The organism is Chryseobacterium sp. JAH (assembly GCF_001507335.1).
GTDB lineage: Bacteria > Bacteroidota > Bacteroidia > Flavobacteriales > Weeksellaceae > Chryseobacterium.
On the sequence record NZ_LMAH01000002.1, the window covers coordinates 409,421 to 435,211 of the forward strand.

Genomic DNA, 25,791 nt, shown 5'->3' on the forward strand with positions numbered 1-25,791 from the left:
TATAGAAAGTATTATGAAAATTTCTCAATCTATTGCAGCATTATTTTTATCAACTGCGTTATTCACGAGTTGTAATGATGACAAAGACAACACAGAAAATCCGGTAAACGAAAACATTAAATTTGAAAATCTTTCAAAAGAACCTGCTTTTGCATTCGGAATGCCCGGTTTTGAAGATATGAAAATCACTACATTGATCTCAAGTTCTGATGTTTTGGCGGGAAGTCCAAACTTTGTATTTGCAGGTCAGCCAGACGGAATGGGAATTATGAAAGATCCTGCATCAGACGGATATTTGATGTTGACAAACCATGAAATCACACAGTCGGTTTCAAGAGTATATTTAGACAAGACATTCAAGCCTGTAAAAGGAGAATATATTTTAAACGGTATCGGTGGAATGACAAGATTGTGCTCTGCAACTTTGGCAACCCCTGAAGAACACGGTTTCAGTGCCTTCTTAACGGCAGGAGAATCTGGTGAGGAAAGTATGGTTCACGCCATCAATCCAATGGCAGCAGCTTCACAGGCCTCCGACCAAACAAGGGTGAAACCTGCATTGGGAAAAGCTTCTATGGAAAACGCAGTTCCACTTCCCAGAGATATCTCTAACGGAAAATCTTATATCTTAATTGGTGAAGATCAATCCTACTCTACAGCTCACCAATCTGCAGGTCAGTTGATCATGTATGTTGCCAATACTCAAGGTGATCTTGAAAACGGGAAACTGTATTCTTTAAAAAGAACCAACAACAACACCACTGAAACCAATATGACGAAAGGTTCTCAGTATGATGTAGAATTTGTGGAAATTCCAAATGCGAAAAGTCTCACTGGAGCTCAGATCAATCAGAAAAATTTAGATCTTAATGCGATCCGTTTTTCCAGAGTTGAAGATGTAGATTACAGAAAGGGTGCAGGAAAGGGAAGAGAAATTTACTTTACAGCAACCGGCGAATCTTCAGACGGTGTAAACCCAAAACCGGGATTAACAATGTGGGGAAGAGTGTACAAGTTGGTTTTAAATGAAAACAATATGCTGACTGGAAAACTGGAAGTGGTGGCTGAAGGAGATTCTAACCCTGGAAATAACCTGATCAATCCAGACAACCTTTGTGTAACTGAAAATTTCGTGTACATTCAGGAAGACGGTGATTCTTATTACCCTGCTGCTGCGCACGATTCTTACATCTGGCAGCTGAATATCAGCACAAAGCAGTACAAACCGTGGTTAAATATGAAGCATAATAGAAATGATGCGGCATGGCAGACTGCGTACAACCAATCCGGAACTTTAAACAAATTCGGTTCTTGGGAATACGGAGCAATGATCGATGTTTCTGATATTATCGGGGTTCCAAATACTTTTGCAGTGAATATTCACTCTCACACATGGCAGAAAGACGGTTTCAAAAATGCTGACGGCGCAGGAGTAAATACCAACAAAGAAGGCGGACAGATCATTCTGATCAGAAACGTTCAAAAATAATTTTTATAACCCTTAATTAAGCAAAGTATCAGTAGAGTTTTCTCTATTGATGCTTTTTTATAAGCAATGAAATTGATTCTAAAATATCCTCTCGCCCTTTTTTTGATCATCACATTTATCTTTTTTGGAATTTTACAGTGTCAGACCGATCAAAAACCAATCGTTAATGACCTGACTGCCGTGAAAAAGGAAATCTTTAAAAATAATGTTGAATTTCTCAGGCAGACCAATGAACTGATGGATTTGGTTTCAAAAGATTCTGAAAGCAAAATTCTTCAGGAAAAATTTCAACTGTTGAGAAAAACCTACAAAAAAATGGAATGGGCGGTAGAATATTTTCTTCCCAACACGGCCAGATTTATGAACGGTCCGGCTCTTCCTGAAATTGAAATGGAAGAACACACCGAAATTGAACCAGAAGGTCTTCAGGTAATTGAGGAAATGATTTATCCTTATGAAAAGCAGAACAAAGACGAACTGATTAGAATTTTAAAAAAGCTTACCAATAAAAGCAATACCATCAAAGCGAACTTTCTGGTGATTACCATTAGCAAAGATCAGGTTTTTGACGCTTTGAGACAGCAGGTTTTCAGGATTTCAAGTTTGGGAATTGCCGGTTTTGACACTCCGATTTCAGGAACATTTTTAGAAGAAATACCCTTTGCTTTGGAAGGTGTACAATGGACTTTAGAACAAATTTCGACAGAACAATCTCAACAGAAATCCTTAAAACAAATCGTCAGTGAAATCGTTACTGCCAATGGCATTTTAAAGAAAAACTCAGATAAAAACACATTCGACTATATCAATTTTATTCCTAACCAATTAAATAAAATATCAACTTTGCTTCTTCAGTTTAAAAAAGAAGAAAATATCCCGGACGTTGAAGTGACTTCAGCTTTAAATAAAAATGCATCGACTTTCTTTTCTAAGGAAGCCTTCAATCCCAACGCATTTGTTCCCGGAAAGGATTATGAAATGTCACCTAAAAAAGTAAGTCTTGGCCAACAGCTTTTCAGTGATAAAATTCTTTCCAACAGCAATTCCAGGAGCTGTGCGACCTGCCATATCGCTGAGAAAGCATTCACCGACGGTATGGAAAAATCGATGTCACTGGAGAATGTGGCTCTGCAGAGAAATACACCATCGTTGAACTACTCCGCTTTTCAGCACGGTCAGTTTTGGGATATGAGAAAAGATGATCTTGAAGGACAAAGTTCTGACGTGATCACGAATAAAGAGGAAATGCACGGCGATATGAATGCAATTATTGCCAAGATAAATCTGGATAAAAAATACCAAAAAGGTTTCAAGAAGATTTACAAAACAAAAAAGACCGAAGTTTGGCAGCTGCAGAATGTTTTGGCAAGCTATATTCGTTCATTGGCAACATTCAATTCAGATTTTGATGATTACATGCGCGGAAACCCATCTGCGATGACCGAAAAACAGAAAAAAGGTTTCAATCTTTTTGTAGGAAAAGCACAGTGTGCGATCTGTCATTTTGTTCCTTTGTTCAATGGTACCGTTCCTCCTAATTTTAATAAAACCGAGCAGGAAGTTTTGGGGGTTGCTGAAAATGCCTCAAACAGCAAGATGGACCGAGATCTAGGCAGGGGGAAATTTCATGAAACAGTAGCTTTTCTTCATAATTCATTTAAAACTCCGACACTTAGAAACATCAGTAAAACCGCTCCATACATGCACAACGGCGGATATAAAACGTTGAAAGAAGTCATGAATTTTTATAACAAAGGCGGCGGAAATGGTTTAGGATTAAAAGTGGAAAATCAAACCCTATCAGATACAAAACTGAATTTAACCGAAAAAGAAATTGATGAAATTATTGATTTCATGAGTGCTTTAGATGATAAATAAAACTTTTTTGAACATAAAAGATTCAAAGAAATTTCAGAGAGATATGAAAGAGAGAATTACAAAAGCTAGCTTTTGAACAGCTAATTTACTCTTAAAATTTTTTGTTGCTTTTGCAGTTGAAAAATAATTACACATCGATTTTTGCACTGAATTGAATTAAAAAACTTCATTTTAAAAACTTTCTTACCCAAATAAATCAGTAATTTTGCGGTAGATTTTTTTCATGAAAAAAGGCCTTATTTTTTTGTTAATGTGGATGTTTGTTTTTGGTTTTTCACAATCAAAACTCACCGTAATTAATGAAGCAAAAGGAACCCCAATAGCTAATGCCATTATTTCATGCAACGACAAAATCATTGGAAAAACAAACGACAACGGATTTGTAGAATTCAGTTCAAAATGCAAAAGCATTCAGATTACGGCAACCAATTACTATAAGGAAAGCGCACTGGTAGAAGATGAAATGACCGTTACGCTGATTAACACATCTGCCAAAACACAATCGATAGAGACCGTCATTCTTGAAGATAGAAGTGATCCTCAGGCCTTGGAAATTTTACGCAGAACAGACCAGCTTTTTAAAAGCAATTCACCACAAAGTTTGGATTCTTACGCCTATAAATCCTATGAAAAAGTTTCTTTAGACATTGATCAGGACAGTATATCTGCCTACAATGAAATTTTTAATGACAATTTTAATCTTTTTAAAAAGCAGAAGACCAAAGATTCTATTAATGATGTTTCGGCTCGGAAAATATTTTCGAAAAGTAAATTATTTCTCTGGGAAAGGGCTCAGGAATACCTTTACTCAAAAAAATTCGGGGAGAAAGTCAATATTTTAGACAACCGTATTTCAGGACTGAAACAGCCGATCTACGAAATGATTGCCCTTCAGGGAAACCGAGATAAAATTCCTGACCAGATCAAACCTGAAAACCGTGGTCTATACAGATTTTACCTCACCGATACTATTGAAGTGGATGGAAGAAAAAACTTTGTCATCCGCTTTCGTGAAGTGAGTTATAAGAAGTCTGCCAAAAGGAGAAAATTCAGCGGATATTTATACATTGATACCGATACCTACGGCATCAAAAAAATAGAAAGCATCAGCAAAGATAAAAATGACGGTAACATCTCCAGTACCTGGACATTCTTTAACCACAAATGGTTTTTATCTGAAGAAAGTGTAAAACTGAGAATGAGCAGAATGATGATGACCAATACAGAATCACCTGAAAATTCTGAACATCATCCAAAAAATCATAAAAAAAGTTTCGGAACGTATGCATATCTGAGCTCAAAATATTTTGATTACGAATCCCCAATTGAAGAAAATCCCGAAGATTTTAAAGGGTACACTTTCACCGTCAAAAACGCCGACGGAAAAACACTTCAGAAATACCGAACACAACCTTTATCAGATCGTGAAAAAAACACCTACTTCGTCATCGACAGTTTGGGTAAAAAATATAATGTAGACCGCAAAGCAAGGATCTTAACCGGTTTAATCAACGGACAGGTGCGTGTAGGAAGTTTCGATTTCGACATCGGTGAAATTATTAATTACAACTTGTATGAAGGATTCAGATTGGGTTTAAAAGGAAAGCTAAATGAAAATTTCAATCCGTACTTCTCTCCGGATTATTATTTTGCGTACGGATTGGGAGATGATAAATTGAAATACGGAATTGGTCTCGACATCAAAACAAGACTCAACAAAAATTCATTTTTCAGAATTGAGTACTATGATGATGTGAATTCTTCTGGAGAATTTTACCGCAGACTGTGGACGTTCAGAATGCGTATGATGAACTACGGAAATAACATCAACAACGACAAATACTACCGTTACGAAGGTGCTTCTATATCTTATTTAAATGACATCACCAATGGTTTGACAATGGCATTTGCCGCAAGAAGAAATACCGAGGAAGCAAAATTCGATTATAATTTCAGAAACGGCGGTGCAACATTTGAAAATTTCAATACGTTAGTAACATTGAAATACTCTCCGAATTCTACCAATATCATGACGCCTCAAGGAAAATCTCTGATTGAACAGAAATATCCAGAGCTTTATTTTAATTTTGAGCAAAGTTTTAAAACCTTGGGCGGAGATTTCAATTATACCCGTTTTGATGCTTTGTTTGTCCAAAATTTTAAAACGCGCTTGGGAACAACAGGCGTAAGGTTGTATGGCGGATTGGTCTTAGGTGAAGCCCCTATCTGGAAGCATTTTACCATGAATGGACTGGCGTCGCCAAGCCGTGATATCAATTTCAACCTTACTTCTTACTTGGGATTTGCCACACTGGAAGGCGGAAAATTTTATAATGACAGGTTTGTCGCCTACTATTTAACGCATCAACTTCCTTGGTATTTCAAAAGTATCGGGCAGAATGTTTCGAGTTTTGATTTTGTGTTAAGAGGAACAATCGGTGATATGAAACATCCCGAATATCACAATTTCAGGTTCAGGAAATTAGATCATCTGTATCAGGAAGTTGGAGTGGAGTGGAATAATTTCCTTTCTTCATATTTTAATCTCGGGATTTTTTACAGAGTCGGATATTATACAACGTACAGTTTTAAACAGAATTTTGCCCTTCAGTTTAAATTAAAACTACTGGAGTTTTAATTGGGTAACGATTAATAAATAATGAAAACAAATCAATGAAAAAAATAGAAATAAAAGCAGAACAGTTTTTCGAATTATTGAGACTAAAAGACACATCAATGTGGGCGATTTTTTCACAAATGATCGATGGTGAAGAAAAAGAAATGATTTTCTTAGATAATGAAGATAAAATTTTATTCAATTATATCTTGCCCAATAATCAGGAACAACTGGAAGAAGACAGAATAAAATTCTCTAAAGAATTTGCAGAAAAACAGGCCAATCTGAATTGATTAAAAAAAACATTAAGAATTTTTAACATCTGCGGCACTTTATTTGCCATAGCTGCTATGATTTTACATGATTTTCAATTTGAAACAAATGGAAAAGTAAATTCATACTCAGCCAATCAAATCTAATTGTTAGAAATTCTTTATGAAAAAATTGTATATCCTGCTGCTATCATTCGGCTACATCAGCATTTTCTCACAGTCGAAAATTATCGTTAAAAGTTCGTCAGATCAATCGCCGATCTCTAATGTCTCGGTAGTTTGCAACGATAAATTGATAGGGAAAACCGATGCTTCCGGAACTCTTAACTTTAGAACAAAATGTAAAAAAGTAGAGGTTTCTGCAAAAGGTTTTTTTGAAGACGATGTGGTGGTTGATAAGGTAATGGAAGTTTTCTTATCAAAAGCTGATCCTAAAACTCAGAATATCCAAATTGTCATTCTTGAAGACAAAAGTGATCCTCGGGCCCTAGAAATTCTGAGAAAAATTAATGATAATTACAAGCAGAATTCTCCGCTGAGTCTAGATTCGTATTCATTTAAATCCTACGAAAAAATTTCTTTAGACTTTGATGAAGACAGCATTATTGCATACAACGCATATATTGCCAACAGAATTGATTCGCTGAAAAATCTTCCACAGCAGCCAATGAAAGCTCAGGAAAGAAAAGATTCTTTAGAATCTGTTAACCTCATGAAATTGGTTGGGAAAAGCAAGATGTTTCTTTGGGAAAGAGCCTCACAAAGTTTATACTCAAAAAAATACGGTGAAAAAACCAATATTTTAGATAATAAAATTGCAGGTTTGAAAGAGCCTATCTATGAGTTGATGGCTTTCCGTTCAAACAGAAATGTGATTCCTAAAGAAATCCGTGAAGAAAACCGAAATCTGTACCGATTTTTTCTGACTGATTCTATTGAAATTGATGGAAGACAAAATTACGTGATCAGATTCCGACAGGTCGGCTATAAAACAACAGCCGATAGCAGAAAATTTAACGGATATATCTACGTAGACAAAGAAAGCTACGCTCTGAAAAAAATTGAAAGCAACAGTAAAATCAGAAGCGAGGGCAGTATTACCAGCATTTGGAAGCCCATTGAAAACAAATGGTTCTTAGTAAAGGAAAACTACAAACTCAAAATGGGATCTACCACTTTCGAGAGTGATGACAAATCTGATAAAAAGAAAACCAAGGAAGAAAAAGAAGCAGAAAAAAGTGCCAAAAAGAAATTCGGCAGTTATGCATTTGCAACTGCAGATTACTTCGATTTTAAAACTTCAATTGAAGAAAAACCACAGGATTTTAAAGGTTATACGATCGACGTAAAAAATTCGGATGGAAATCTGATCGATCAATATCGTACTGAAAATCTGACTGACCGTGAAGTTGCTACTTATTCTAAAATAGACAGTCTGAGCAGCAAATATAAATTAGATCAAAAAGCAAAAGCATTGACAGGTCTACTGAAAGGGAAAATCCGTGTAGGAATTGTTGATTTTGATTTAGCGAGATTGATTGGCTATAATAAATATGAGCATTTCCGTTTTGGAGCAGGAGCCAAACTGAATGAGAAATTCAATAAATACATTTCGCCTGAAGCTTATTTTGCCTACGGAATCTATGATAAAGACTTTAAGTATGGAGCGGGAGTTGATATCCGCACTACTTTAAATAAAAATTCATTTTTCCGCGTGGAATATTTTAATGATGTTATGGCGGCAGGTCGTTTCTCAGAAAATCTATGGAATTTCAGAATGAAAATCATGAATTCCGGAGTTGCCCTAAACAATGGAGTTTTCTACGGTTATGAAGGCTTTAAACTAAGCTATGAAAATGACATCACTAACGGATTATCGCTGAATGTTTCAGCAAAAAAAACGCAGGAAGAATCTAAATTTGCTTATAACTTCAAAGGTTTAGGGAGTCAGTTTGACATCGCTTCATCAACAATCACGTTAAAATATTCTCCGAAGTCTAAAAATATTATGACGCCAACCGGAAAATATACGTATGAACAAAACCTTCCGGAAGTCTACTTAAACTACGAACAAGGATTTAAAACACTGGACGGAGATTTTAATTTCAGCAGATTCGATGCACTTTTCGTTCACAATTTTAAAACAAAACTAGGAGTTACCGGAATCAGAGCGTACGGTGGCGTAATCATCGGCGACGCACCCATATGGAAAAACTTCACCATGAACGGTTTAGGGAACGGTCATGGTGGTCTGAATTTCAACCTGACCTCTTACCTCGGTTTCGCAACGATGGAAGGTGGTAAATATTTCAATGATAAATTTGTTGGAGCCTATCTGACACACAGACTGCCTTGGTATTTTAAAAGTTTCGGGAAGAACGTTTCAAGCTTTGATTTTATCTACAGAGGAACCATAGGCGATATGAAAAATCCGGAATTCCATCAGTTCGAATTTAAGAAACTTGATCATCTGTATAATGAATTAGGTTTGGAATGGAATAATTTCCTTTCATCTCAATTCAATTTAGGATTCTTCTACAGAGTGGGACATTACAATACACCGAAATTTAAAGATAACTTTGCCATCCAGTTTAAATTAAAATTATTAGGATTTTAATTCTGGTAATAAGTAATCAAAAGTCATTTTAAATAAATTATCATAGAAAACCTCTCAAGTTTAATCTTGGGAGGTTTTCTATGATAAAATTTTAATTATTTAAAAACTCGTCAACCGTTTTTTTTGCTTCAGCCACATCATGCACACGAAGAATTTTCGCTCCTTGCCGTAAAACCTTCATATGCAGCTTTTGCGTTTCTTCATTAATATCCAAAGCAGATTTACCTAAAGGTTTGTAAATAAATGATTTTCTTGAAATTCCGATCAGCAAAGGGAAATTTCCAAAGCCGAAAAATTCAACTTCATTAATCATTTTCATCTGATCTTCGACCGTTTTCCCAAAGCCAAAACCTGGGTCAAGAATAATGTCATTAATTCCTTTTTTTAATAACTCATCGGTTTTCTTCGAAAAATATTGGTTGACCGTTAAAGTAATATCAGCAAACGAAGTTTTTTCATGCATGGTTTGATATGATGGATTCACGTGCATCAAGATGTACGGAAGTTTTGTTTCAGCAACCGCATTAAGCATTTCGACATCAAACTGGCCGCCTGAAATATCATTAACCATATCGATTCCTTCATTAAAACCAAACTTTACCGTTTCAGCATAAAAAGTATCTAATGAAATTAAAGCTTCTGGGAATTCTTTTTTAATCAGAGAAATTACGTTTCCAATTCTTCTGATTTCTTCTCCACTATTCAAAAATTCAGCATTCGGGCGTGTAGATTGCGGACCGATATCAATCATCGAAGCACCATCTTTTAAGAACTTTTCAGCCTGTTGCAATGCTGATTTTTCATTATTAAATTTTCCTCCATCCGAAAAAGAATCAGGGGTAAGATTAAGAATTCCCATCAATTGTGGTGAACTTAAATCTACCAATCTACCGTTACAGTGTATCGAGTGGAAGTTTTGAGAACTATTGAAGGGCGAAAGATTTACAGTGTTTGTAGACATCCGGATGCATCAGATTTATTCCTACAAAAATAAACTAAAACTTTAAAAAAATTTTAGAAATTAGATTTTATAAATAATAAACTAAAATACTACAACCACATTAACCTAGTTTCCACACCTCAAAAACACTCTGCGATATTCCTGCTACCTAAAACCTAATTCGTATATTTGGGCTATTAAGAGAATGTATGTTAAAAACTTCAATACAATTCGAGAAAATCATCAGCGAGTGTCGTGATCTTTTCAGCAAAAAATTACAGGATTACGGTGCTGCTTGGCGGGTTTTAAGACCAAGTTCAATCACCGATCAGATTTATATTAAAGTCAATAGAATCCGCACATTACAGATGACGGATGTGAAAATGATTGACGAAAGCGAAGAAGGCGAATTCATAGCTGTGGTCAACTATTCGATCATTGGTTTGATTCAGCTGGAAAAGGGTTTCTCTAATGATTTTAACGAAAATAAAGAGGAAATTTTAAGTCTTTATGACAAATATGCTCAGGAAGCCAAAGCCTTGATGGAAAGAAAAAACCACGATTACGGTGAAGCATGGAGAGATATGAGAATTTCGTCAATTACCGATCTGATTTACCAAAAGGTATTAAGAACAAAGCAAATAGAAGATAACCAAGGTGTTACCATCGTATCTGAAGGTTTAGATGCCAATTATTTTGACATGCTGAATTACGCAGTGTTTTGCCTGATCAAATTCTCAGAAAAAGAAAACAATTTAGAACATCAAATTATTTAATATGATTAAAGGTTTATTACGTTGCATCGTTGCTGTCATTTTCATTCTTTCAGGATTTGTAAAAGCAGTAGATTTAGTCGGATTTTCGTTTAAAATGGAAGAATATTTTGAACCTTCAGTTTTCAATATGCCGTTTTTTGCAAAATTCGCTTTGCTTTTTTCAGTGATTGTAGTGGTTTTAGAATTATGGTTAGGCTTTATGCTTTTGCTTAAATTTAAACTGAAATTCACGCTTTCTGCACTGATTGCCTTGTGTATTTTCTTTGGATTTCTTACGTTTTATTCAGCCTATTTCAATGTAGTGACAGATTGCGGATGTTTTGGAGATGCGATTAAATTCACACCTTGGCAAAGCTTTGTAAAAGATATTGTTCTTCTTATTGGGCTTCTGATTCTGTTTGTACTGTACAGAAAAGAATGGAGCCGTAAAGATGATTACTCAAGTTCAACTCAATCGAAAAACAATAAATTTTCCTCAATTGCGTTCGGACTTTTCTCAGGAATTATGATTTTCATTATGGGTCAGGGATTAATCAATGAACCGATTATCGATTTCCGTGATTATAAAATCGGAACAGATCTGAAAGCTGAAAAAGTAAAAATTAATAAAAACCCTTCAGAATACAAAACATTTTACTCGCTTAAAAACTCCAAAACCGGAGAAGTTTTAAAAGTAAATCAGGACGATTATATCAACCAGACAAAATATTGGGAAGAAGGTACACCGTGGAAGATTGAAGAAGGTAAAAATGAGTCTAAACTTATCAAGGAAGGATACAAATCTGAAATCGTAAAATTCAAAATCGAAGATCCTACTGGTGTTGATTTAACGGATGAAATCATCAATGCTCCTAAAGCCATTTTGGTTTTTTCTTATCACCCGCAAGATGTTCGGGCAGATTTACTTAAAAAAGTGGAAGCGAAAGTAAACACCGAAAAAACGGCAGTCGTTTACGGCGTTTCAATCATCCCGACAACCTTTAAAACAATTAAAAATGCAATGATGGATGCTACTGCCATCAAAACAATTGCAAGAAGCAATCCTTTTGTACTAACTCTGCAAAACGGTAAAATCATTGACAAACAACCTGCTAAAAACTATGTGGATTAGTTAAGGTACTATGAGCAGCAATTTTTTTCCCCCAACCCTAAAGGGCGGAAAATTCTTTAAACATTAAATTAAGAATTTTAAACTTTAATATCATTCAATGCAAAAATCAAATAAATCAATCGCCGGTTATCACTTGTTGATGATCCTTTCATCTGTAGACGGCGAATTTGCTCCGGAAGAAGGTATGCTTGTTCAGCAATATCTGGCTGATGAATTTCCTTTTAAAATGAATTTAGATAACGAATTGGAAACAATTGCACTTCTTAAACCGGAAGAATGGAAAGATCATTTTGAATTTCACGGACGCTGTTTTCTTGAAGATTCTACGGAAGAGGAGCGTTTAAGTTTCATTCAGTTCGCTAAAACACTGATCAAAGCTGATGATGTCGTTACTGATGAGGAGCATACTTTTTATGTACTTTTGAAAAATCTTTGGAATATTTAATAATAAACTAATAGTGGAGCTAGGTTTACATTTTATAAAATTTAAAACTAACTCTAAATTCTTTAAAAAAATCGGACTATGAGAAGAAAAATAGTTGCAGGAAACTGGAAAATGAACAAAAATGTAATTGAAGCACAGCAGTTAATGATTCAATTATTAGGTTATAAAAATGAAAATAATACCAACTGTGAAGTGTGGATTGCTCCTCCGTCTTTATATTTAATGATGGCAAAAGACATCTTTGAAAAAGACGAAATCGGAGTTTTTTCTCAGGACATGAGCGAGTTTGAAAGCGGTGCTTACACAGGTGAACTTTCTGCAGATATGCTTGAATCAATCGATGCAACAGGTTCTTTAATCGGTCACTCTGAGAGAAGACAATATCACGGTGAGAACGACGAAAGCTGCAATAAAAAAGTAAAATTAGCTTTAGACAAGGGTTTAATTCCTGTTTACTGTAATGGTGAAACGCTTGAACAGAGAAAAGCTGGGCAACATTTAGATATTGTAAAAACTCAGACAGAAACAGCGCTTTTCACTCTTTCGGCTGAAGAAATCAAAAAGGTAGTGATTGCATACGAGCCGGTTTGGGCAATCGGAACCGGTGAAACGGCTAGTCCGGCACAGGCTCAGGAAATTCATGCGCACATCAGAGGAATTATTGCTGAAAAATATGGGCAGGAAGTTGCTGACGAAGTATCAATTCTCTACGGTGGTTCTGTAAAACCAGATAATGCCAAAGAAATTTTCTCTCAACCAGATATTGATGGAGGTTTGATTGGTGGAGCTGCATTGAAGCTGGAAGATTTTTCTAAAATTATTGAGGGTTTTAATTAATTTGAAAATTTGTCAATAAGCTAATTTGAAAATAAAAAAGGGACGTAAAATAAAATTACATCCCTTTTTTATCTTTTGGCTAATTTTCAAATTAACAAATCTTCAAACTAGCAAGTTATACTACAATTTTTCTTTCTTAGCTCTCTGTAAAACTTCATCTACCATTCCGTACTCTTTTGCTTCGGTAGAAGTCATCCAGTAATCTCTGTCAGACGCTTTTTCTACCCACTCATAAGTTTGTCCAGAATGTTCAGAGATGATGTCATACAATTCTTTTTTCAGTTTCAACATTTCTCTCAAGTTGATTTCCATATCAGATGCTACACCTTGTGCGCCACCTGAAGGTTGGTGAATCATCACTCGAGAATGTTTCAATGCAGAACGTTTTCCTTTTTCACCTGCTACCAATAAAACAGCTCCCATAGAAGCGGCAATACCTGTACAGATAGTTGCAACATCAGGTTTGATAATTTGCATTGTGTCATAAATTCCCAGACCTGCGTAAACGCTACCACCCGGAGAGTTGATGTAAATTTGAATATCTTTTGAAGGATCAGCACTTTCCAAGAATAAAAGTTGAGCTGTTACGATGTTAGCAACCTGATCATCAATTCCTGTCCCCAAGAAAATAATCCTGTCCATCATCAGACGAGAAAAAACATCCATTTGAGCAACGTTCATTCTTCTTTCTTCCATGATGTAAGGTGTAAGGTTTGAAGGCCCATACATTCCCATATACTGATCGGTAACAAGACCGCTATTTCCTAAGTGTTTTACAGAAAAATCTCTGAATTCTTTTTTAATGTCCATATTTCTATTGGTATTTTTTAAAATTTAATTAAGATGTAATTTACAATTTTTATTCCTAAAATTTAATAGGACTTTTTGGCAGAAATCAACTCAGGATTTTCGCTTCAAAAGCATCAAAGGAGGTAAACGAATATTCACATTTTCAAAGCTTTCACCATTGGAAGTCAAAGACGTCTTCTATTTTGCCAACTTTTCATCATTTTTTCTTTTGTTAGCATTGTGGTAAATTCAGTTTATCGTGTAAGTGCAAGATACTATTGCAACTGAGTATGATGGCAAAAGCCTGCTACCTTTTTACATAAATTCCTTTGATAGGAGAATATCCCAAAATCTCTGAAAGCTTCATCGAAGCCTGCTTCAGCAAAGTTATTTTTCTGATAGAATCATAATACTGCGATTCGTTATTGATCTGATTCGGAAGATCTTCACCGATCGTTTTTATTAAATAATCGATGTATCGAAATTTGTGAATAAGAATATCACCTTCTACCTGAGTATTGATTTTGTCACCATAGTTTGGCGGGAAAATATTTCTCGAAGCCCAGTTTTCGAGATCGTTTAACGGCATAATGGCATCAACAACTTTTGAGGTAATATTTTCATCCATAAAACTGACAAAAAAATCTCCTTTTCGCAGTTCATCATTCTGAATACCTTCTTTAATACTGTCGATTAAAATTTTATTCAATTCAACCTGAAATTCATAATTTTCTTCTTCAAAATGATGAAGAATTTCTTCAATGACAGTGATTTCATATTTTTCATTCGCTTCATTTTCTCTGTGAAGCACGACATCGCCGAAATTAAGCATCAGATTGACCAAATTATTTTCCTGATTGAGAAGATCAAATATAATCGGATCTACCTGTTCAACATTATCAGAAACTATTTCCAGTTTTGGCTGAATATTTTCCTTGGGCTGGCTTTTGGGCGCTTGATTTTGAGTAATCTGCTTCTGAATATCCAATTCATTAAACAAACTCTGTTCAGAAAGTCCGAATTTGGTAGAAACTTCTTTCAGGTAAACTTCTCTTTTTAAGCCATTTTGAACGAAACCGACAGATTTCACGATATTTCTAATCGCTTCCGCCTTTTTTATTGGATCGTTTCCGGCTTCTTTTAAAAGAATTTCAGCTTTAAAATCGATGAAGTCCATCGCTTCATTTTCTATGAACTTTTCAACATATTCCTGAGGATGTTTTCTGGCAAACGAATCGGGATCATCGCCTTCCGGGAAAAGCAGAACACGAATGTTCATACCTTCTGTCAGCAACATATCAATGCTTCGGAAACTGGCTTTAATGCCGGCATTATCACCATCAAAAAGAATGGTAACATTCTCGGTAAGCCTTTTAATTAACTTGATTTGCTCGGTCGTAAGTGAAGTTCCTGAACTCGCTACAACATTTTCAATTCCTGAAAGATGAAGTGAAATAACATCCATGTATCCTTCTACCAAAAGACAGATATTTTTTCTCGAAATCGCCTGCTTGCTTTGGTTTAAACCATATAAAACATTTGATTTATGGTAAATTTCCGTTTCGGGAGAATTAAGATACTTGGCAGTTTTAATATTGCTCCGAAGAATTCTAGCTCCAAAACCTAAAACTCTTCCCGAAAAACTGTGAATCGGGAACATCACTCTTTCACGGAAACGGTCGATTCCAGCCGGAGAATTTTCAGGAAAAATTGACAGTCCGGATTTTTCTAAAATTTCTTTGGAATATCCTTTATTTAAAGCAAATTCTGTAAATGCATTTTTCTTTTCAGGAGAATATCCCAGCTGAAATTTTTTGATGATATCATCTTTCAGCTCACGTTCCCGAAAATAAGACAAACCAATTGATCTGCCTTCTTCATTTTCCCATAAAATATTTTGGAAATATTCGTTGGCAATTTCATGAATCTTATAAAGAATATCTCTTTCAGACTGTGCATTTTTGGCCTCTTCCGAAAACTCGCGCTGATCTTCTTCAATTTCAATTGCGTATTTTTTAGCAGCATGGCGAAGTGCTTCAGGATAGGTGAAATTTTCAATTTCCATCAAAAAAGAAATCGCAGTTCCTCCTTTTCCTGTCGAAAAATCTTTCCAGATCTGCTTGCTTGGAGAAACTACAAAACTTGGCGACTTTTCATCATGAAATGGACTAAGACCTTTAAAGTTGGATCCCGCTCTCTTCAACTGCACATATTCGCCAACAATCTCTTCAACTCGGATTGTGGAAAATATCTTGTCTATTGTCTGCTTGGAAATCATCTTGCAAAAATACAAATTTCAATATTGGTTCGGAGTAATTTTATAATGCTCTAAAATTTTATTTTTCGAAATATCATTAATCTTTACTGCCAAACCTTTGTAATTAAATCTCCAGAACAGCAATCCTTAATCCGCATACAAAGTATCCTTTTCGCTTCGACATGTGAACTGGAAATTGCCAATTACGGCAAGACACAGCAATCAAAATAACAAAGTAAAAGATTTAACTTTTTTCATAATTTTGAATTATATTTTTGATTATGAAATATTTGAAACGGACGTTAATATTCGCATTTCTTCTATTGATCATTTTTTTAACTTATGTAGAATTTGGAGGCAGATATATCTTAAGCCATGATGACAGAAGAGTAATTACTGTTACAATTAGAAGTACTCCCGAATTACCTCAAAACTTTACCAGTTTTTACAGTATAATCTACAAAAATTCTTTAACTAAAAACTCCTGGAATTACAATCTAAAAGTTTTATTAGGACAAAATAATATTTCTGAATGTCCCTGCAGAGAAATGGCATTCAGAATATTTCCTTCTATGGATATTAAAAATAAAAATTCTTTAGATTATTTCTTAGTAACAAGATATCTTGAGCAGAATTACAATCAGACAGATTGTTTAAATTTTAATTTCAGTAATTTTGACTTTTTAGAAAATAGAAAAGGGATTGAAAAAGTTTCAAAATCACTTTTTGATAAGGATATAAAAGATTTGACTTCTTTAGAAATTGCAGAAGTAATAGCTTTGTACGAAAATCCTGTTAAGAATAATCGAATCAGATATCCTGACAGAGCCTTGGCAAGAACAAAATATTTTCATGAATTATATTTGAAAAATTTAAATAAAAAATGAATTTCAATATCACCAAATTAGAAGATTGGCAAGACGTTGTTGAAGAAATCCTTCCCAAAATTCAACACCCCATTTTATTATTAAAAGGAAATTTAGGAGCCGGGAAAACTACATTTACTCAGTTTTTGCTTAAAAATTTAGGCAGTGAAGACGAGGTAAATTCACCCACCTACTCTATTGTAAACGAATACAATACATCTAACGGAAAAGTCTATCATTTTGATTTGTATCGATTAAAAAATATTGAAGAAGTTTTTGATATCGGTATCGAAGAATATCTAGACAACGCCTATTTGTGCATCATTGAATGGCCTGAAGTTTATGAAGAAGAACTCTACGGACTAAACTACCACACGATGAGAATCCACAATAACGGTAAAAGCAGAGAAATCAGTTTCGACTAAATATTATGTATCTTTGTTCTAAGAAATCGATTGAATTATTAATTTTCTGTAAGTCATAATTGAATTTAAAATGAGTACAACAAATATTTTTACTCCTTTTTCCGAGGAAGAACTGATGCCAAAGGAGGAAAAGTTGGAAGTTATTAAAAAAGGCAAGCAATTCAGCATAGGAATTCCTAAAGAAACCTGTCTCAACGAAAGACGAACTTGTATAACACCCGACGCCGTGCAGGTTTTGGTACAGCATGGTCACGAGATTATTGTGGAATCTGGTGCAGGACAAGGATCTTTTTTTACCGACCTTCAGTACTCAGAATCCGGAGCAATTATCACAAAAGATCCTAAAGAAGCATTCAGCCAGGATTTGATTTTAAAAGTCAATCCACCCACAGAAGAAGAAATCGAGTATTTTAAACCAAATACCTATTTGGTTTCTGCCTTACAAATCAATTTACGAGATAAAGATTATTTCCTAAAGTTAGCAGAAAAAAAAGTCAATGCGATTGCCTTTGAATTTATTGCTGATGAGTATAAACAATTGACCTTAGTAAGATTAATAGGCGAAATTGCAGGTACAGTTTCTATTTTATATGCTTCAGAATTATTGGCGCTATCAAATGGATTAATGCTTGGAGGAATTACAGGTGTAAGACCGACCGAAGTGGTGGTTTTAGGAGCAGGAATCGTTGGCGAATTTGCTACGAAAGCAGCCATTGGTTTGGGTGCAAGTGTAAAAGTTTTTGACAATTCACTTTCAAAGCTTAGAAGACTTCACACATTGGTGGACAGCAGAGTTCCCACTTCAATTATAGACCCGAAAGAACTAAGCAAAAGTCTGAGACGTGCAGATGTTGTCATAGGAGCCCTCCCAAGATTAAACATGCAGCCAATTGTAACCGAAGAAATGGTTTGCAAAATGAAGAAAGGCAGCGTCATCATCGATATTGTTATTGATAACGGTAAAGTTATTGAAACTTCAGAATTGACCACGATGGACGATCCGTATATCATTAAACACGGTGTTATACATTGCGGACTACCGAATCTGACCTCAAAAATGCCAAGAACAACAACAAAAGCAATATCAAACTTTTTCCTTTCTTATATCTTGAATTATGATACAGAAGGTGGTTTTGAAAATATGCTGCTTCGCAAAAACGAAATGAAACAGAGCCTGTACATGTACAAAGGCAGACATACAAAAAAAGTAATCTGCGACCGTTTCGGACTTACTTATCATGACATCAATCTTTTAATTTTCTAATGAAAAAAATAAAATTCTTTTTAATCGGTCTCGTTCCTGGATTGGTTATTGTATTTTTTGTTCTTAATAAAAAAGGTGTAAGCTGCAGCGGATATTTACCCAACAGCCGTGTGATCGCCGAAACTTTGTCTAAAGATTTTAAATATTCTGAAAACTTTAAAGCTGAAATGATCGCTTTAAAAGTTGATGATAAATTTTTAAAAGACAGCATCATCACCGAAGGAAAAGTAGATTTCGAAAGAAGCCATGCTCAGAAAAAACCTTGTCCGGATTACTTAATCTCTTATCCGAAAGACAATCCTCGCTATGAAGTTACATTTGAGAAATGTGCAGAAGCTGCTCAGTTGTTAAGTTTAAAAAAAATAAAATAATTTACTGAGATGGATGGCAATTACTACATGATTCACGATTATCTGATTTTCGTTGGAGTTTTTGCTATTTTCTTTTTTCTCACAGTAAGTATTTATCTATTCAGCCAAAATCAAATCTTCAGAAAGAAAAACACCAAACTTTCAGAAAGCAATAAACTGATTGAGCAACGACTAAATGAAGTTCAGCTTGAGCACATCGGTACGAAACTGAATCCTCACCTGTTTAAAAATATTCTGAATTCGGTACAGTCGCATGCATATCAAACGTATATGTCTTTGGATAAACTGGCAAATGTTCTGGATTATATTTTATACGAAAGCAACAACAAATTTGTAAGTCCAAAAGAAGAGTTCAGTTTTGCTTTGAGTTTGATTGAAATTAATAAAATTAAAATCAATCCGCTTTTTGATTTCAGAATTAAGTCTAAAATTGACAAGTCTGATGAAGTTTATGAAGAAAAAGTTTTCGCACCTCTTATTTCTGTAGACTTGATTGAAAATGCTTTTAAGCATACTGATTTTCTGGCTCAGGATTCTTTTATCGCGATTCACCTTGAGTTGGAAAATAGAATTTTCAGAATGAAGGTCAGCAACAAAGCTTCCTTAAAAAATGTTTTGGAAAAAGAGCACAGCGGTTTTGGAAGCCAGTCTTTGGATCAGCGTTTAAAGATGATTTACCATAATTTTTATTCTCTTCAAAAAAGCTCAAAAAACGGTATCTTCACTGCCGAATTAACAATCAACTTAGGCGAATTCCATGATAAAATGCGTTATTCTTGATGATGAGCTGCTTGCAATCAGTTATTTAAAACTTTTGTGCGAACAGATTGATAATGTAGAAGTTGTAAAAGCTTTTAACGATCCTAAAATCTTCCTGAGCGAAATCAATTCTATCGATTGCAACCTCTGTATCCTGGATATTGAGATGCCGGGAATGACCGGACTTCAAGTAGCTGAATTAATCTCCGATTCAAAGAAAATCATCTTCACCACAGCTTACAAGGAATATGCTGCCGAAGCATTTGATTTGAATGTAGTTGATTACGTAAGAAAACCGATAAAAAAGGAAAGACTGATTCAGGCATTCGAAAAAGCCGCAGATCTCTTCAGCCATCTTCCACAAAAAGAATCTATCGAGTGGAACAGCAATATCGGAAAGTCAACAATATTTACAGAGCAGATTGCGTACATCAAAACCTCAGAAATTGATAGTCGCGACAAAGATATAATCCTGAAAGACGGAACAACGATTGTTCTGAAAAATCTTAATTTCAAGTCTCTTTTAGAGATGTTACCTTTTAAAGATTTTGCGCAGGTCAACAAAAAAGAAATTATCGCTCTATCGTCTGTAAAAGTATTGTCGACGAGTGAAATTATTACAACAATCCTTACTGAAAATGATCACTTTTTAAAATTACAGATTGGGGAAACCTATAAAAATTCACTAATGGAAAGATTCGGGAAATAAGATTTTTCAGACTTTCCAACTTTCATTGCAGAATTCCGCTGTTTCATTACATTGAGTTTTAACAAGTGTTTAATCAAACTATTTTTGCATCCTGATTAAATAATTTACAATGAAAAAATGTCTTTTCGGTTTTGGAATTCTCATTTCTAACTGGTGCTTCTCTCAGGAAAACGATTCAAAAGTAAAAGTTTCTCTTTTTGATGGAATTGCAGTCGCTGGATATGTAGACCATGGTGCATTCATCAATTTCACTGGACCGAATGTTAATTTCAAACATAAGAGCACAAAAATGATGATTGGAATGTTGCCTTCAGTCAGAATAAAAGAAGATCATTCTAACGGAACCAAAAACTCACCGATAATGCCAACCTTAGGCGTTGGTTTCGCACTGGTATACAGAAAATTAGCTTTACAGATCCCGTTTTATTATAATACAAAGACAGCCACAGAAAATGGCGCGTGGAAAATGGGACTCGGCTTGGGTTACAGCTTCAAATAGTTTTCATTACATTATTCTACGCATTTGTTACATTTCAAAAAAAACAACTTTTAACATCCGTTTATTCTTTAGAAATTAGCGCTCTAATAAATGATTAATGATTATGGGGAAATATAAAAATATCATCTTTTACATCAGTACAATCGCATTCTTTTCATGCCTTATGTATTGGTTTTTTATTGAAGGAAAAACATTAGAAATAGGAGAAAATATTGCGCCAAGTAAAGCTACTGGTTCTACCATGTGGGAGAATTTTACAGATTCTTTCATGACAAATCTTCATCATCCTCTAGCGCTTTTACTGGCACAGATTGTAACGATCATCCTTGTAGCAAAACTCTTTGGCTGGATTTGCGTTAAACTGAAGCAACCTTCTGTAATTGGTGAAATGATTGCCGGTATAGTGTTGGGTCCCTCACTTTTCGGACTTTATTTCCCAGAACTTTCAGCATTTATTTTTCCTAAAGAATCTCTAGGAAATTTACAGTTCCTCAGTCAGATTGGTTTAATACTTTTCATGTACATCGTTGGGATGGAATTGGATTTGAGTGTGTTGAGAAAAAAAGCACACGACGCTGTAGTCATAAGCCATGCAAGTATTATTTTCCCTTTTGCTTTAGGAGTTGGTCTTTCTTATTTTATCTATAAAGAATTTGCTCCGGAAGGTATTCAGTTCAGTTCATTTGCTTTATTCATCGCCATTGCGATGAGTATTACTGCATTTCCCGTTTTGGCGAGAATCGTTCAGGAAAGAAATCTTCATAAGACAAAAATCGGTACCGTTGTAATCACCTGCGCTGCTGCCGACGATATTACAGCGTGGTGTATTTTGGCAGCCGTAATTGCCGTTGTAAAAGCAGGATCATTTTCAGGTTCTGTATTCGTTATTTTAATGGCGATTTTATATGTTTTCATTATGATCAAAGCGGTACGGCCATTTCTGGCACGAATCGCTGAATCCCAAAAAGGCAAAGGTTTTATCAGCAAACCACTGGTTGCGGTATTTTTTCTGATCTTAATTATTTCATCCTATGCAACAGAAGTTATCGGAATTCATGCACTTTTCGGAGCATTTATGGCGGGTGCCATTATGCCGGAAAATGTAAAATTCAGAAATCTTTTCATTGAAAAAATTGAAGATGTGGCATTGGTTTTATTGCTTCCATTATTCTTTGTATTCACAGGATTACGTACTCAGATTGGTTTACTAAACGATCCACACCTTTGGAAAATCGGGGGATTCATTATTTTAACCGCTGTCACCGGAAAATTTGTCGGAAGCGCACTGACTTCGAAGTTCCTCAAAATGAGCTGGAAAGACAGTCTCACTATTGGCGCACTGATGAATACAAGAGGGTTAACAGAATTAATTGTATTGAACATTGGTTATGATTTAGGAGTTTTAGGTCCCGAACTATTTGCCATGCTTGTTATTATGGCGTTATTCACCACTTTCATGACCGGTCCTTGTCTTGATCTCATCAATTATCTTTTTAAAGGAAAGAAGACGGCAATGGATGATGAAGAACAGGAAAATGATGACGCAAAATATAAGGTTTTACTTTCTTTTGAAACGGCAGAATCCGGAAGTACATTATTGAAACTGGCAGACAATTTTACGCACAAAATGAACGGAAATAAAAGCGTAACTGCTATGAATATCGCTCCTATTGACGAATTGCATGCTTTTGATATTGAAAATTTCGAACAGGAACAGTTTAAAAAAGTTATACAAACCTCTGATGATCTTCAACTACAGGTTACCACGCTTTTTAAAGCTTCAACCGATATTGAAAGTGATTTGACCAGCATTTCAAACAAAGGAAATTACGATTTACTTTTAATCATGTTGGGTAAATCGATGTACGAAGGCAGTTTATTGGGAAGACTATTGGGCTTCACTACAAAAATTATCAATCCTGAAAAACTACTGAATACCGTAAAAGGTAAAAGTTATATTTTCAACAACTCACCTTTTGACGATTTTACATTGCAGATTTTAGATAAAACAAACATTCCGGTGGGGGTTTTAGTTGAAAAAGGATTTACCTCAGCCGAAAAAGTATTTATTCCGATTTTCAATTTAAGCGATTTTTATTTGCTTGAATATGCGAAAAGACTGATCAACAATAACAACTCGCAGATTATTATTCTTGATGTTGCTGGACAAATCAGAAGTAATATTGAGGTAAAAGAACTCATTAGAAGTATCGAACAGGTGGCACCCAATCATATCACTTTATATAACGAGAAAAAAATTGAGAAAGAATTTCTGAACGGTCAGGATCTGATGCTGATCAGTAAGAAAAGCTGGGGTGAATTGATTGATTCAAAAAGCCTTTGGCTTTCAGACATTCCTTCGACATTGATTATCTCTAATCCGTAATGTTTTTAACTAATCATCAATTAGTACTTATACATTAAACGATTAAATTTTTCAAAGATCAAACCTAAAAGTTTGGTCTTTTTTATTTCCGAGAAACAAAAAATTACTATCTTCGCTTTGTGATTAATAAAAACAGAACATATTATTATAGAATTTTCAGCTCAGATTTGGGGTAGAGATTCTTGTTATATAACATAAAACCTCGTCCTCGGACGGGGTTTTTTATTTTAAAATTGAAAGAAAATGAAAATAGGTATCATTGGTGTCGGATTGATTGGTGGCTCAATTGCATTAAAATTAAAAGAAAAAAAAGCTGTCGATTTCATTTACGGAATGGATCACAATATAGATAATCTTAAAGAAGCTTTGGCTTTAAACATTATCGACGAACAAGCTGATTTTGAATATGGAATTAAAAATTCAGATCTAATCATCATTGCAATTCCTGTAGATGCAGCTAGAAAAATCCTGCCAAAAGTTTTAGATATAATTGACTCCTCACAGACAGTAATGGATGTAGGTTCTACTAAAGCTGGAATTGTAAACGCTGTAAAAGATTATCCAAACAGATCCAGATTTGTTGCTTTTCACCCCATGTGGGGAACGGAAAATCATGGTCCGAAATCAGCCGTTGCGGAAAGTTTCGCAGGGAAAGCCGGAGTCATTTGTGATCGTGAAGATTCCTCAACAGACGCCTTGCAATTGGTTCAAAATATTGTTGAGAATTTAGACATGCATTTGATTTATATGAATGCTGAAGATCACGATCTGCATACCGCATACATTTCTCACATATCTCACATTACCTCATATGCACTGGCCAATACGGTTTTGGAAAAAGAAAAAGAAGAAGAAACTATTTTTCAGCTGGCAAGTTCGGGTTTTTCAAGTACGGTACGTCTGGCAAAATCTCATCCGGAAATGTGGGTTCCTATTTTTAAACAAAATAAAGAGAATGTATTGGATGTTTTAAATGAACATATTTCACAACTAAGAAAGTTCAAATCTGCCTTGGAAAAAGAGAATTTTGAGTATTTGGGCGAACTTATAGAAAATGCCAATAAAATACGGGGAATTTTAGATAAATAAATCTTATTTCAACTCAATTAAACTTCTTTCGGGAAGTTTTTTTTATGTCAAACCTTTCATGTAATTTAACTTTATTAAAATAAATTTTAACTTTATTAAAAATATTATTACTTTTACAAAAATAAAACTGAATGAAGTTACCTATAATTTGTCCAAGTTGCGATCACACTCTTCAGGTCAGCCAAATGAAATGTCCTGATTGTAAAACTGAAGTCAACGGCAATTACGAGCTTCCTGTGCTTCTGAAATTAGCGCGTGACGAGCAGGATTTCATTCTCAATTTTTTTCTTTCCAGCGGGAGCATCAAAGAAATGGCCAAACAAGCCGAGCTTTCCTACCCGACAATGAGAAATAAAATGGATGATCTGATTGAAAAAATAAAAAGATTAAACGACAAATCTTAACCAGTAATGAAAAATATACCTGCAAGAATTGGTTGGGAACTGATACTTCCTATTTTTCTGATTATTTTGTTACCGATGTCTTTAGAAGCTAAAAACGGAAGCTGGGAGATCATATTGGTACCATGTGCAATTTTTGCAGCGATAATCATGATGATGCTAACCATTCGATACAAGATTGATGCAGAGTTTTTGTATGTGAAGAATTCGATTTTCGGAACCACAAAAATTGAAGTAAATGACATCTACAAAATAGAAAAAACCGGTAATATAATGTCTGCGCCGGCTCCCAGCATTATTGGTCGAGTAGAAATTTATTTCACAAACGGTAGTATCATTATTTCACCCAAAAACTTCAATGACTTCGAAAATGAATTGCTTAAACTAAATCCCAATATTACTGTAAAAAAATAAATATGAACTGGAAAACTATTTTTAATCCCTTTTTAAGATTTGATGATAAGAGTTTGCTTTTTGCAGGTCTTGCTTCTGTAACAGTTGTTTTTCTGATAGCGTATTTTTTCGGCTACCAGACAGACAGTTTATTCCATTTTAGATTTATCAGTCCCGAAGACGCTTTATGGAAGATTATTTTAGAAACGTTAGCTATTTACGTTCTAAATATTGTGGTATTTTTTATTTTCGGGAAAATTATCAACAAAAGAACCAGACTCATTGATATTATAAATCCCATTTTCATATCACAAATCACCGTTATCTTTCTTCTGCTTCTATCCGAAATTCCGCTGATTAAAAATGCGCAGAAACAAATTCTTGATTCTGTGGGAAATCAAACGTATGAAATAGAACCAATCACACTTCTAATAATCACTGTAAATTCCTTCTTTTCACTAGCAATTTCTGCTTATGGATTAGCTATCCTTTATAATGGTTTCAAAACCGCTACAAATCTCAAAAACTGGCCCCACATCGTGATCTTTGTTATATTGCTGATCACCATGATGCTAACTCTGCAACTTTTATAACTGACAAT

The 25,791-nt window shown here is 34.8% G+C and carries 24 protein-coding genes; 21 read left to right on the forward strand and 3 right to left on the reverse strand.

What is annotated here, in order from left to right; all coding sequences use genetic code 11:
- Positions 1 to 13: 13 nt before the first annotated feature.
- The 5 genes from AR685_RS05510 (at position 14) to AR685_RS05530 (ending at position 8,873) form a co-directional block, all read left to right on the forward strand.
- A complete protein-coding gene (locus AR685_RS05510) occupies positions 14 to 1,489 on the forward strand; it encodes a hypothetical protein (RefSeq protein WP_047442705.1) in 1,476 nt (491 codons plus the stop codon).
- 66 nt (positions 1,490 to 1,555) lie between these two features.
- On the forward strand, positions 1,556 to 3,367 hold the full coding sequence (locus AR685_RS05515) for a cytochrome-c peroxidase (protein WP_059123961.1): 1,812 nt from the start codon (positions 1,556 to 1,558) through the stop codon (positions 3,365 to 3,367).
- A gap of 223 nt (positions 3,368 to 3,590) precedes the next feature.
- Entirely contained in the window at positions 3,591 to 6,005 is a 2,415-nt protein-coding gene (locus AR685_RS05520; protein WP_059123962.1) for a hypothetical protein, read from the forward strand.
- A 35-nt stretch (positions 6,006 to 6,040) separates the two neighbouring features.
- The gene (locus AR685_RS05525; protein ID WP_059123963.1) at positions 6,041 to 6,277 is read left to right on the forward strand and encodes a hypothetical protein; all 237 of its coding nucleotides are present in this window, start codon (positions 6,041 to 6,043) and stop codon (positions 6,275 to 6,277) included.
- A 142-nt stretch (positions 6,278 to 6,419) separates the two neighbouring features.
- Positions 6,420 to 8,873: a DUF5686 family protein gene (locus tag AR685_RS05530; RefSeq protein WP_059123964.1), complete on the forward strand. Its 2,454-nt coding sequence runs from the start codon at positions 6,420 to 6,422 to the stop codon at positions 8,871 to 8,873.
- Between the two features lie 91 nt (positions 8,874 to 8,964).
- On the opposite strand, the gene folP is transcribed toward AR685_RS05530, so the two are convergent.
- A complete protein-coding gene (gene folP / locus AR685_RS05535; protein WP_052187674.1) occupies positions 8,965 to 9,834 on the reverse strand; it encodes a dihydropteroate synthase in 870 nt (289 codons plus the stop codon).
- A gap of 188 nt (positions 9,835 to 10,022) precedes the next feature.
- On the opposite strand from folP, the gene AR685_RS05540 reads away from it, so the two are divergent.
- The 4 genes from AR685_RS05540 to tpiA all read left to right on the forward strand — a co-directional run bounded on the left by AR685_RS05540 (position 10,023) and on the right by tpiA (position 12,982).
- Positions 10,023 to 10,589 (forward strand): DUF1599 domain-containing protein, encoded by a 567-nt coding sequence (locus AR685_RS05540; protein ID WP_047442700.1) that lies wholly within the window; start codon positions 10,023 to 10,025, stop codon positions 10,587 to 10,589.
- A gap of 1 nt (position 10,590) precedes the next feature.
- Entirely contained in the window at positions 10,591 to 11,700 is a 1,110-nt protein-coding gene (locus AR685_RS05545; RefSeq protein WP_059123965.1) for a BT_3928 family protein, read from the forward strand.
- Positions 11,701 to 11,797: 97 nt separating this feature from the next.
- Positions 11,798 to 12,145 (forward strand): TerB family tellurite resistance protein, encoded by a 348-nt coding sequence (locus AR685_RS05550; protein WP_047442698.1) that lies wholly within the window; start codon positions 11,798 to 11,800, stop codon positions 12,143 to 12,145.
- A gap of 78 nt (positions 12,146 to 12,223) precedes the next feature.
- On the forward strand, positions 12,224 to 12,982 hold the full coding sequence (gene tpiA, locus AR685_RS05555; protein WP_047442697.1) for a triose-phosphate isomerase: 759 nt from the start codon (positions 12,224 to 12,226) through the stop codon (positions 12,980 to 12,982).
- Positions 12,983 to 13,102: 120 nt separating this feature from the next.
- Here tpiA and clpP read toward each other — a convergent pair whose 3' ends face one another.
- Both clpP and dnaG read right to left on the reverse strand, forming a co-directional pair.
- Positions 13,103 to 13,792 carry an ATP-dependent Clp endopeptidase proteolytic subunit ClpP gene (gene clpP, locus AR685_RS05560; RefSeq protein WP_047442696.1) on the reverse strand — a complete coding sequence of 230 codons (690 nt, stop codon included), beginning with the start codon at positions 13,790 to 13,792 and terminating at the stop codon, positions 13,103 to 13,105.
- 286 nt (positions 13,793 to 14,078) lie between these two features.
- On the reverse strand, positions 14,079 to 16,049 hold the full coding sequence (gene dnaG, locus AR685_RS05565) for a DNA primase (RefSeq protein WP_059123966.1): 1,971 nt from the start codon (positions 16,047 to 16,049) through the stop codon (positions 14,079 to 14,081).
- A gap of 260 nt (positions 16,050 to 16,309) precedes the next feature.
- On the opposite strand from dnaG, the gene AR685_RS05570 reads away from it, so the two are divergent.
- The 12 genes from AR685_RS05570 (at position 16,310) to AR685_RS05625 (ending at position 25,783) form a co-directional block, all read left to right on the forward strand.
- Complete coding sequence (locus tag AR685_RS05570) at positions 16,310 to 16,915, forward strand: transglycosylase domain-containing protein (RefSeq protein WP_059123967.1); 606 nt, start codon at positions 16,310 to 16,312, stop codon at positions 16,913 to 16,915.
- On the forward strand, positions 16,912 to 17,319 hold the full coding sequence (gene tsaE / locus AR685_RS05575; RefSeq protein WP_059123968.1) for a tRNA (adenosine(37)-N6)-threonylcarbamoyltransferase complex ATPase subunit type 1 TsaE: 408 nt from the start codon (positions 16,912 to 16,914) through the stop codon (positions 17,317 to 17,319). The genes AR685_RS05570 and tsaE overlap by 4 nt, the downstream gene beginning before the upstream one ends.
- A gap of 70 nt (positions 17,320 to 17,389) precedes the next feature.
- Positions 17,390 to 18,583, forward strand: coding sequence for an alanine dehydrogenase (locus tag AR685_RS05580; protein ID WP_059123969.1), 1,194 nt, complete (start codon positions 17,390 to 17,392; stop codon positions 18,581 to 18,583).
- Positions 18,583 to 18,954 carry a hypothetical protein gene (locus AR685_RS05585; protein WP_047442691.1) on the forward strand — a complete coding sequence of 124 codons (372 nt, stop codon included), beginning with the start codon at positions 18,583 to 18,585 and terminating at the stop codon, positions 18,952 to 18,954. The genes AR685_RS05580 and AR685_RS05585 overlap by 1 nt, the downstream gene beginning before the upstream one ends.
- 9 nt (positions 18,955 to 18,963) lie before the next feature.
- Positions 18,964 to 19,734, forward strand: coding sequence for a histidine kinase (locus tag AR685_RS05590; RefSeq protein ID WP_082002073.1), 771 nt, complete (start codon positions 18,964 to 18,966; stop codon positions 19,732 to 19,734).
- A complete protein-coding gene (locus AR685_RS05595) occupies positions 19,712 to 20,422 on the forward strand; it encodes a LytR/AlgR family response regulator transcription factor (protein ID WP_047442690.1) in 711 nt (236 codons plus the stop codon). Before AR685_RS05590 ends, AR685_RS05595 begins: the two co-directional genes overlap by 23 nt.
- Positions 20,423 to 20,531: 109 nt before the next feature.
- Positions 20,532 to 20,921: a hypothetical protein gene (locus AR685_RS05600; RefSeq protein ID WP_059123970.1), complete on the forward strand. Its 390-nt coding sequence runs from the start codon at positions 20,532 to 20,534 to the stop codon at positions 20,919 to 20,921.
- Between the two features lie 103 nt (positions 20,922 to 21,024).
- On the forward strand, positions 21,025 to 23,307 hold the full coding sequence (locus tag AR685_RS05605) for a cation:proton antiporter (RefSeq protein ID WP_059123971.1): 2,283 nt from the start codon (positions 21,025 to 21,027) through the stop codon (positions 23,305 to 23,307).
- A gap of 243 nt (positions 23,308 to 23,550) precedes the next feature.
- On the forward strand, positions 23,551 to 24,396 hold the full coding sequence (locus tag AR685_RS05610) for a prephenate dehydrogenase (RefSeq protein WP_059123972.1): 846 nt from the start codon (positions 23,551 to 23,553) through the stop codon (positions 24,394 to 24,396).
- A gap of 131 nt (positions 24,397 to 24,527) precedes the next feature.
- On the forward strand, positions 24,528 to 24,800 hold the full coding sequence (locus AR685_RS05615; RefSeq protein WP_047442687.1) for a DUF2089 family protein: 273 nt from the start codon (positions 24,528 to 24,530) through the stop codon (positions 24,798 to 24,800).
- A 6-nt stretch (positions 24,801 to 24,806) separates the two neighbouring features.
- On the forward strand, positions 24,807 to 25,211 hold the full coding sequence (locus tag AR685_RS05620) for a PH domain-containing protein (RefSeq protein WP_047442686.1): 405 nt from the start codon (positions 24,807 to 24,809) through the stop codon (positions 25,209 to 25,211).
- 2 nt (positions 25,212 to 25,213) lie between these two features.
- Positions 25,214 to 25,783 (forward strand): YIP1 family protein, encoded by a 570-nt coding sequence (locus tag AR685_RS05625; protein WP_059123973.1) that lies wholly within the window; start codon positions 25,214 to 25,216, stop codon positions 25,781 to 25,783.
- Positions 25,784 to 25,791 lie beyond the last annotated feature (8 nt).

Bases quoted from the DNA above. Each gene is read 5' to 3' on its own strand.
- AR685_RS05540 (WP_047442700.1), top strand. From the start codon at position 10,023: ATGTTAAAAACTTCAATACAATTCGAGAAAATCATCAGCGAGTGTCGT.
- folP (WP_052187674.1), bottom strand. From the start codon at position 9,834: ATGTCTACAAACACTGTAAATCTTTCGCCCTTCAATAGTTCTCAAAAC.
- AR685_RS05510 (WP_047442705.1), top strand. From the start codon at position 14: ATGAAAATTTCTCAATCTATTGCAGCATTATTTTTATCAACTGCGTTA.
- AR685_RS05520 (WP_059123962.1), top strand. From the start codon at position 3,591: ATGAAAAAAGGCCTTATTTTTTTGTTAATGTGGATGTTTGTTTTTGGT.
- AR685_RS05580 (WP_059123969.1), top strand. From the start codon at position 17,390: ATGAGTACAACAAATATTTTTACTCCTTTTTCCGAGGAAGAACTGATG.
- AR685_RS05590 (WP_082002073.1), top strand. From the start codon at position 18,964: ATGGATGGCAATTACTACATGATTCACGATTATCTGATTTTCGTTGGA.
- AR685_RS05610 (WP_059123972.1), top strand. From the start codon at position 23,551: ATGAAAATAGGTATCATTGGTGTCGGATTGATTGGTGGCTCAATTGCA.
- AR685_RS05620 (WP_047442686.1), top strand. From the start codon at position 24,807: ATGAAAAATATACCTGCAAGAATTGGTTGGGAACTGATACTTCCTATT.
- AR685_RS05615 (WP_047442687.1), top strand. From the start codon at position 24,528: ATGAAGTTACCTATAATTTGTCCAAGTTGCGATCACACTCTTCAGGTC.
- AR685_RS05600 (WP_059123970.1), top strand. From the start codon at position 20,532: ATGAAAAAATGTCTTTTCGGTTTTGGAATTCTCATTTCTAACTGGTGC.
- tsaE (WP_059123968.1), top strand. From the start codon at position 16,912: ATGAATTTCAATATCACCAAATTAGAAGATTGGCAAGACGTTGTTGAA.
- AR685_RS05545 (WP_059123965.1), top strand. From the start codon at position 10,591: ATGATTAAAGGTTTATTACGTTGCATCGTTGCTGTCATTTTCATTCTT.
- tpiA (WP_047442697.1), top strand. From the start codon at position 12,224: ATGAGAAGAAAAATAGTTGCAGGAAACTGGAAAATGAACAAAAATGTA.
- AR685_RS05595 (WP_047442690.1), top strand. From the start codon at position 19,712: ATGATAAAATGCGTTATTCTTGATGATGAGCTGCTTGCAATCAGTTAT.
- AR685_RS05585 (WP_047442691.1), top strand. From the start codon at position 18,583: ATGAAAAAAATAAAATTCTTTTTAATCGGTCTCGTTCCTGGATTGGTT.
- dnaG (WP_059123966.1), bottom strand. From the start codon at position 16,049: ATGATTTCCAAGCAGACAATAGACAAGATATTTTCCACAATCCGAGTT.
- AR685_RS05515 (WP_059123961.1), top strand. From the start codon at position 1,556: ATGAAATTGATTCTAAAATATCCTCTCGCCCTTTTTTTGATCATCACA.
- AR685_RS05530 (WP_059123964.1), top strand. From the start codon at position 6,420: ATGAAAAAATTGTATATCCTGCTGCTATCATTCGGCTACATCAGCATT.
- clpP (WP_047442696.1), bottom strand. From the start codon at position 13,792: ATGGACATTAAAAAAGAATTCAGAGATTTTTCTGTAAAACACTTAGGA.
- AR685_RS05625 (WP_059123973.1), top strand. From the start codon at position 25,214: ATGAACTGGAAAACTATTTTTAATCCCTTTTTAAGATTTGATGATAAG.
- AR685_RS05525 (WP_059123963.1), top strand. From the start codon at position 6,041: ATGAAAAAAATAGAAATAAAAGCAGAACAGTTTTTCGAATTATTGAGA.
- AR685_RS05550 (WP_047442698.1), top strand. From the start codon at position 11,798: ATGCAAAAATCAAATAAATCAATCGCCGGTTATCACTTGTTGATGATC.
- AR685_RS05570 (WP_059123967.1), top strand. From the start codon at position 16,310: ATGAAATATTTGAAACGGACGTTAATATTCGCATTTCTTCTATTGATC.
- AR685_RS05605 (WP_059123971.1), top strand. From the start codon at position 21,025: ATGGGGAAATATAAAAATATCATCTTTTACATCAGTACAATCGCATTC.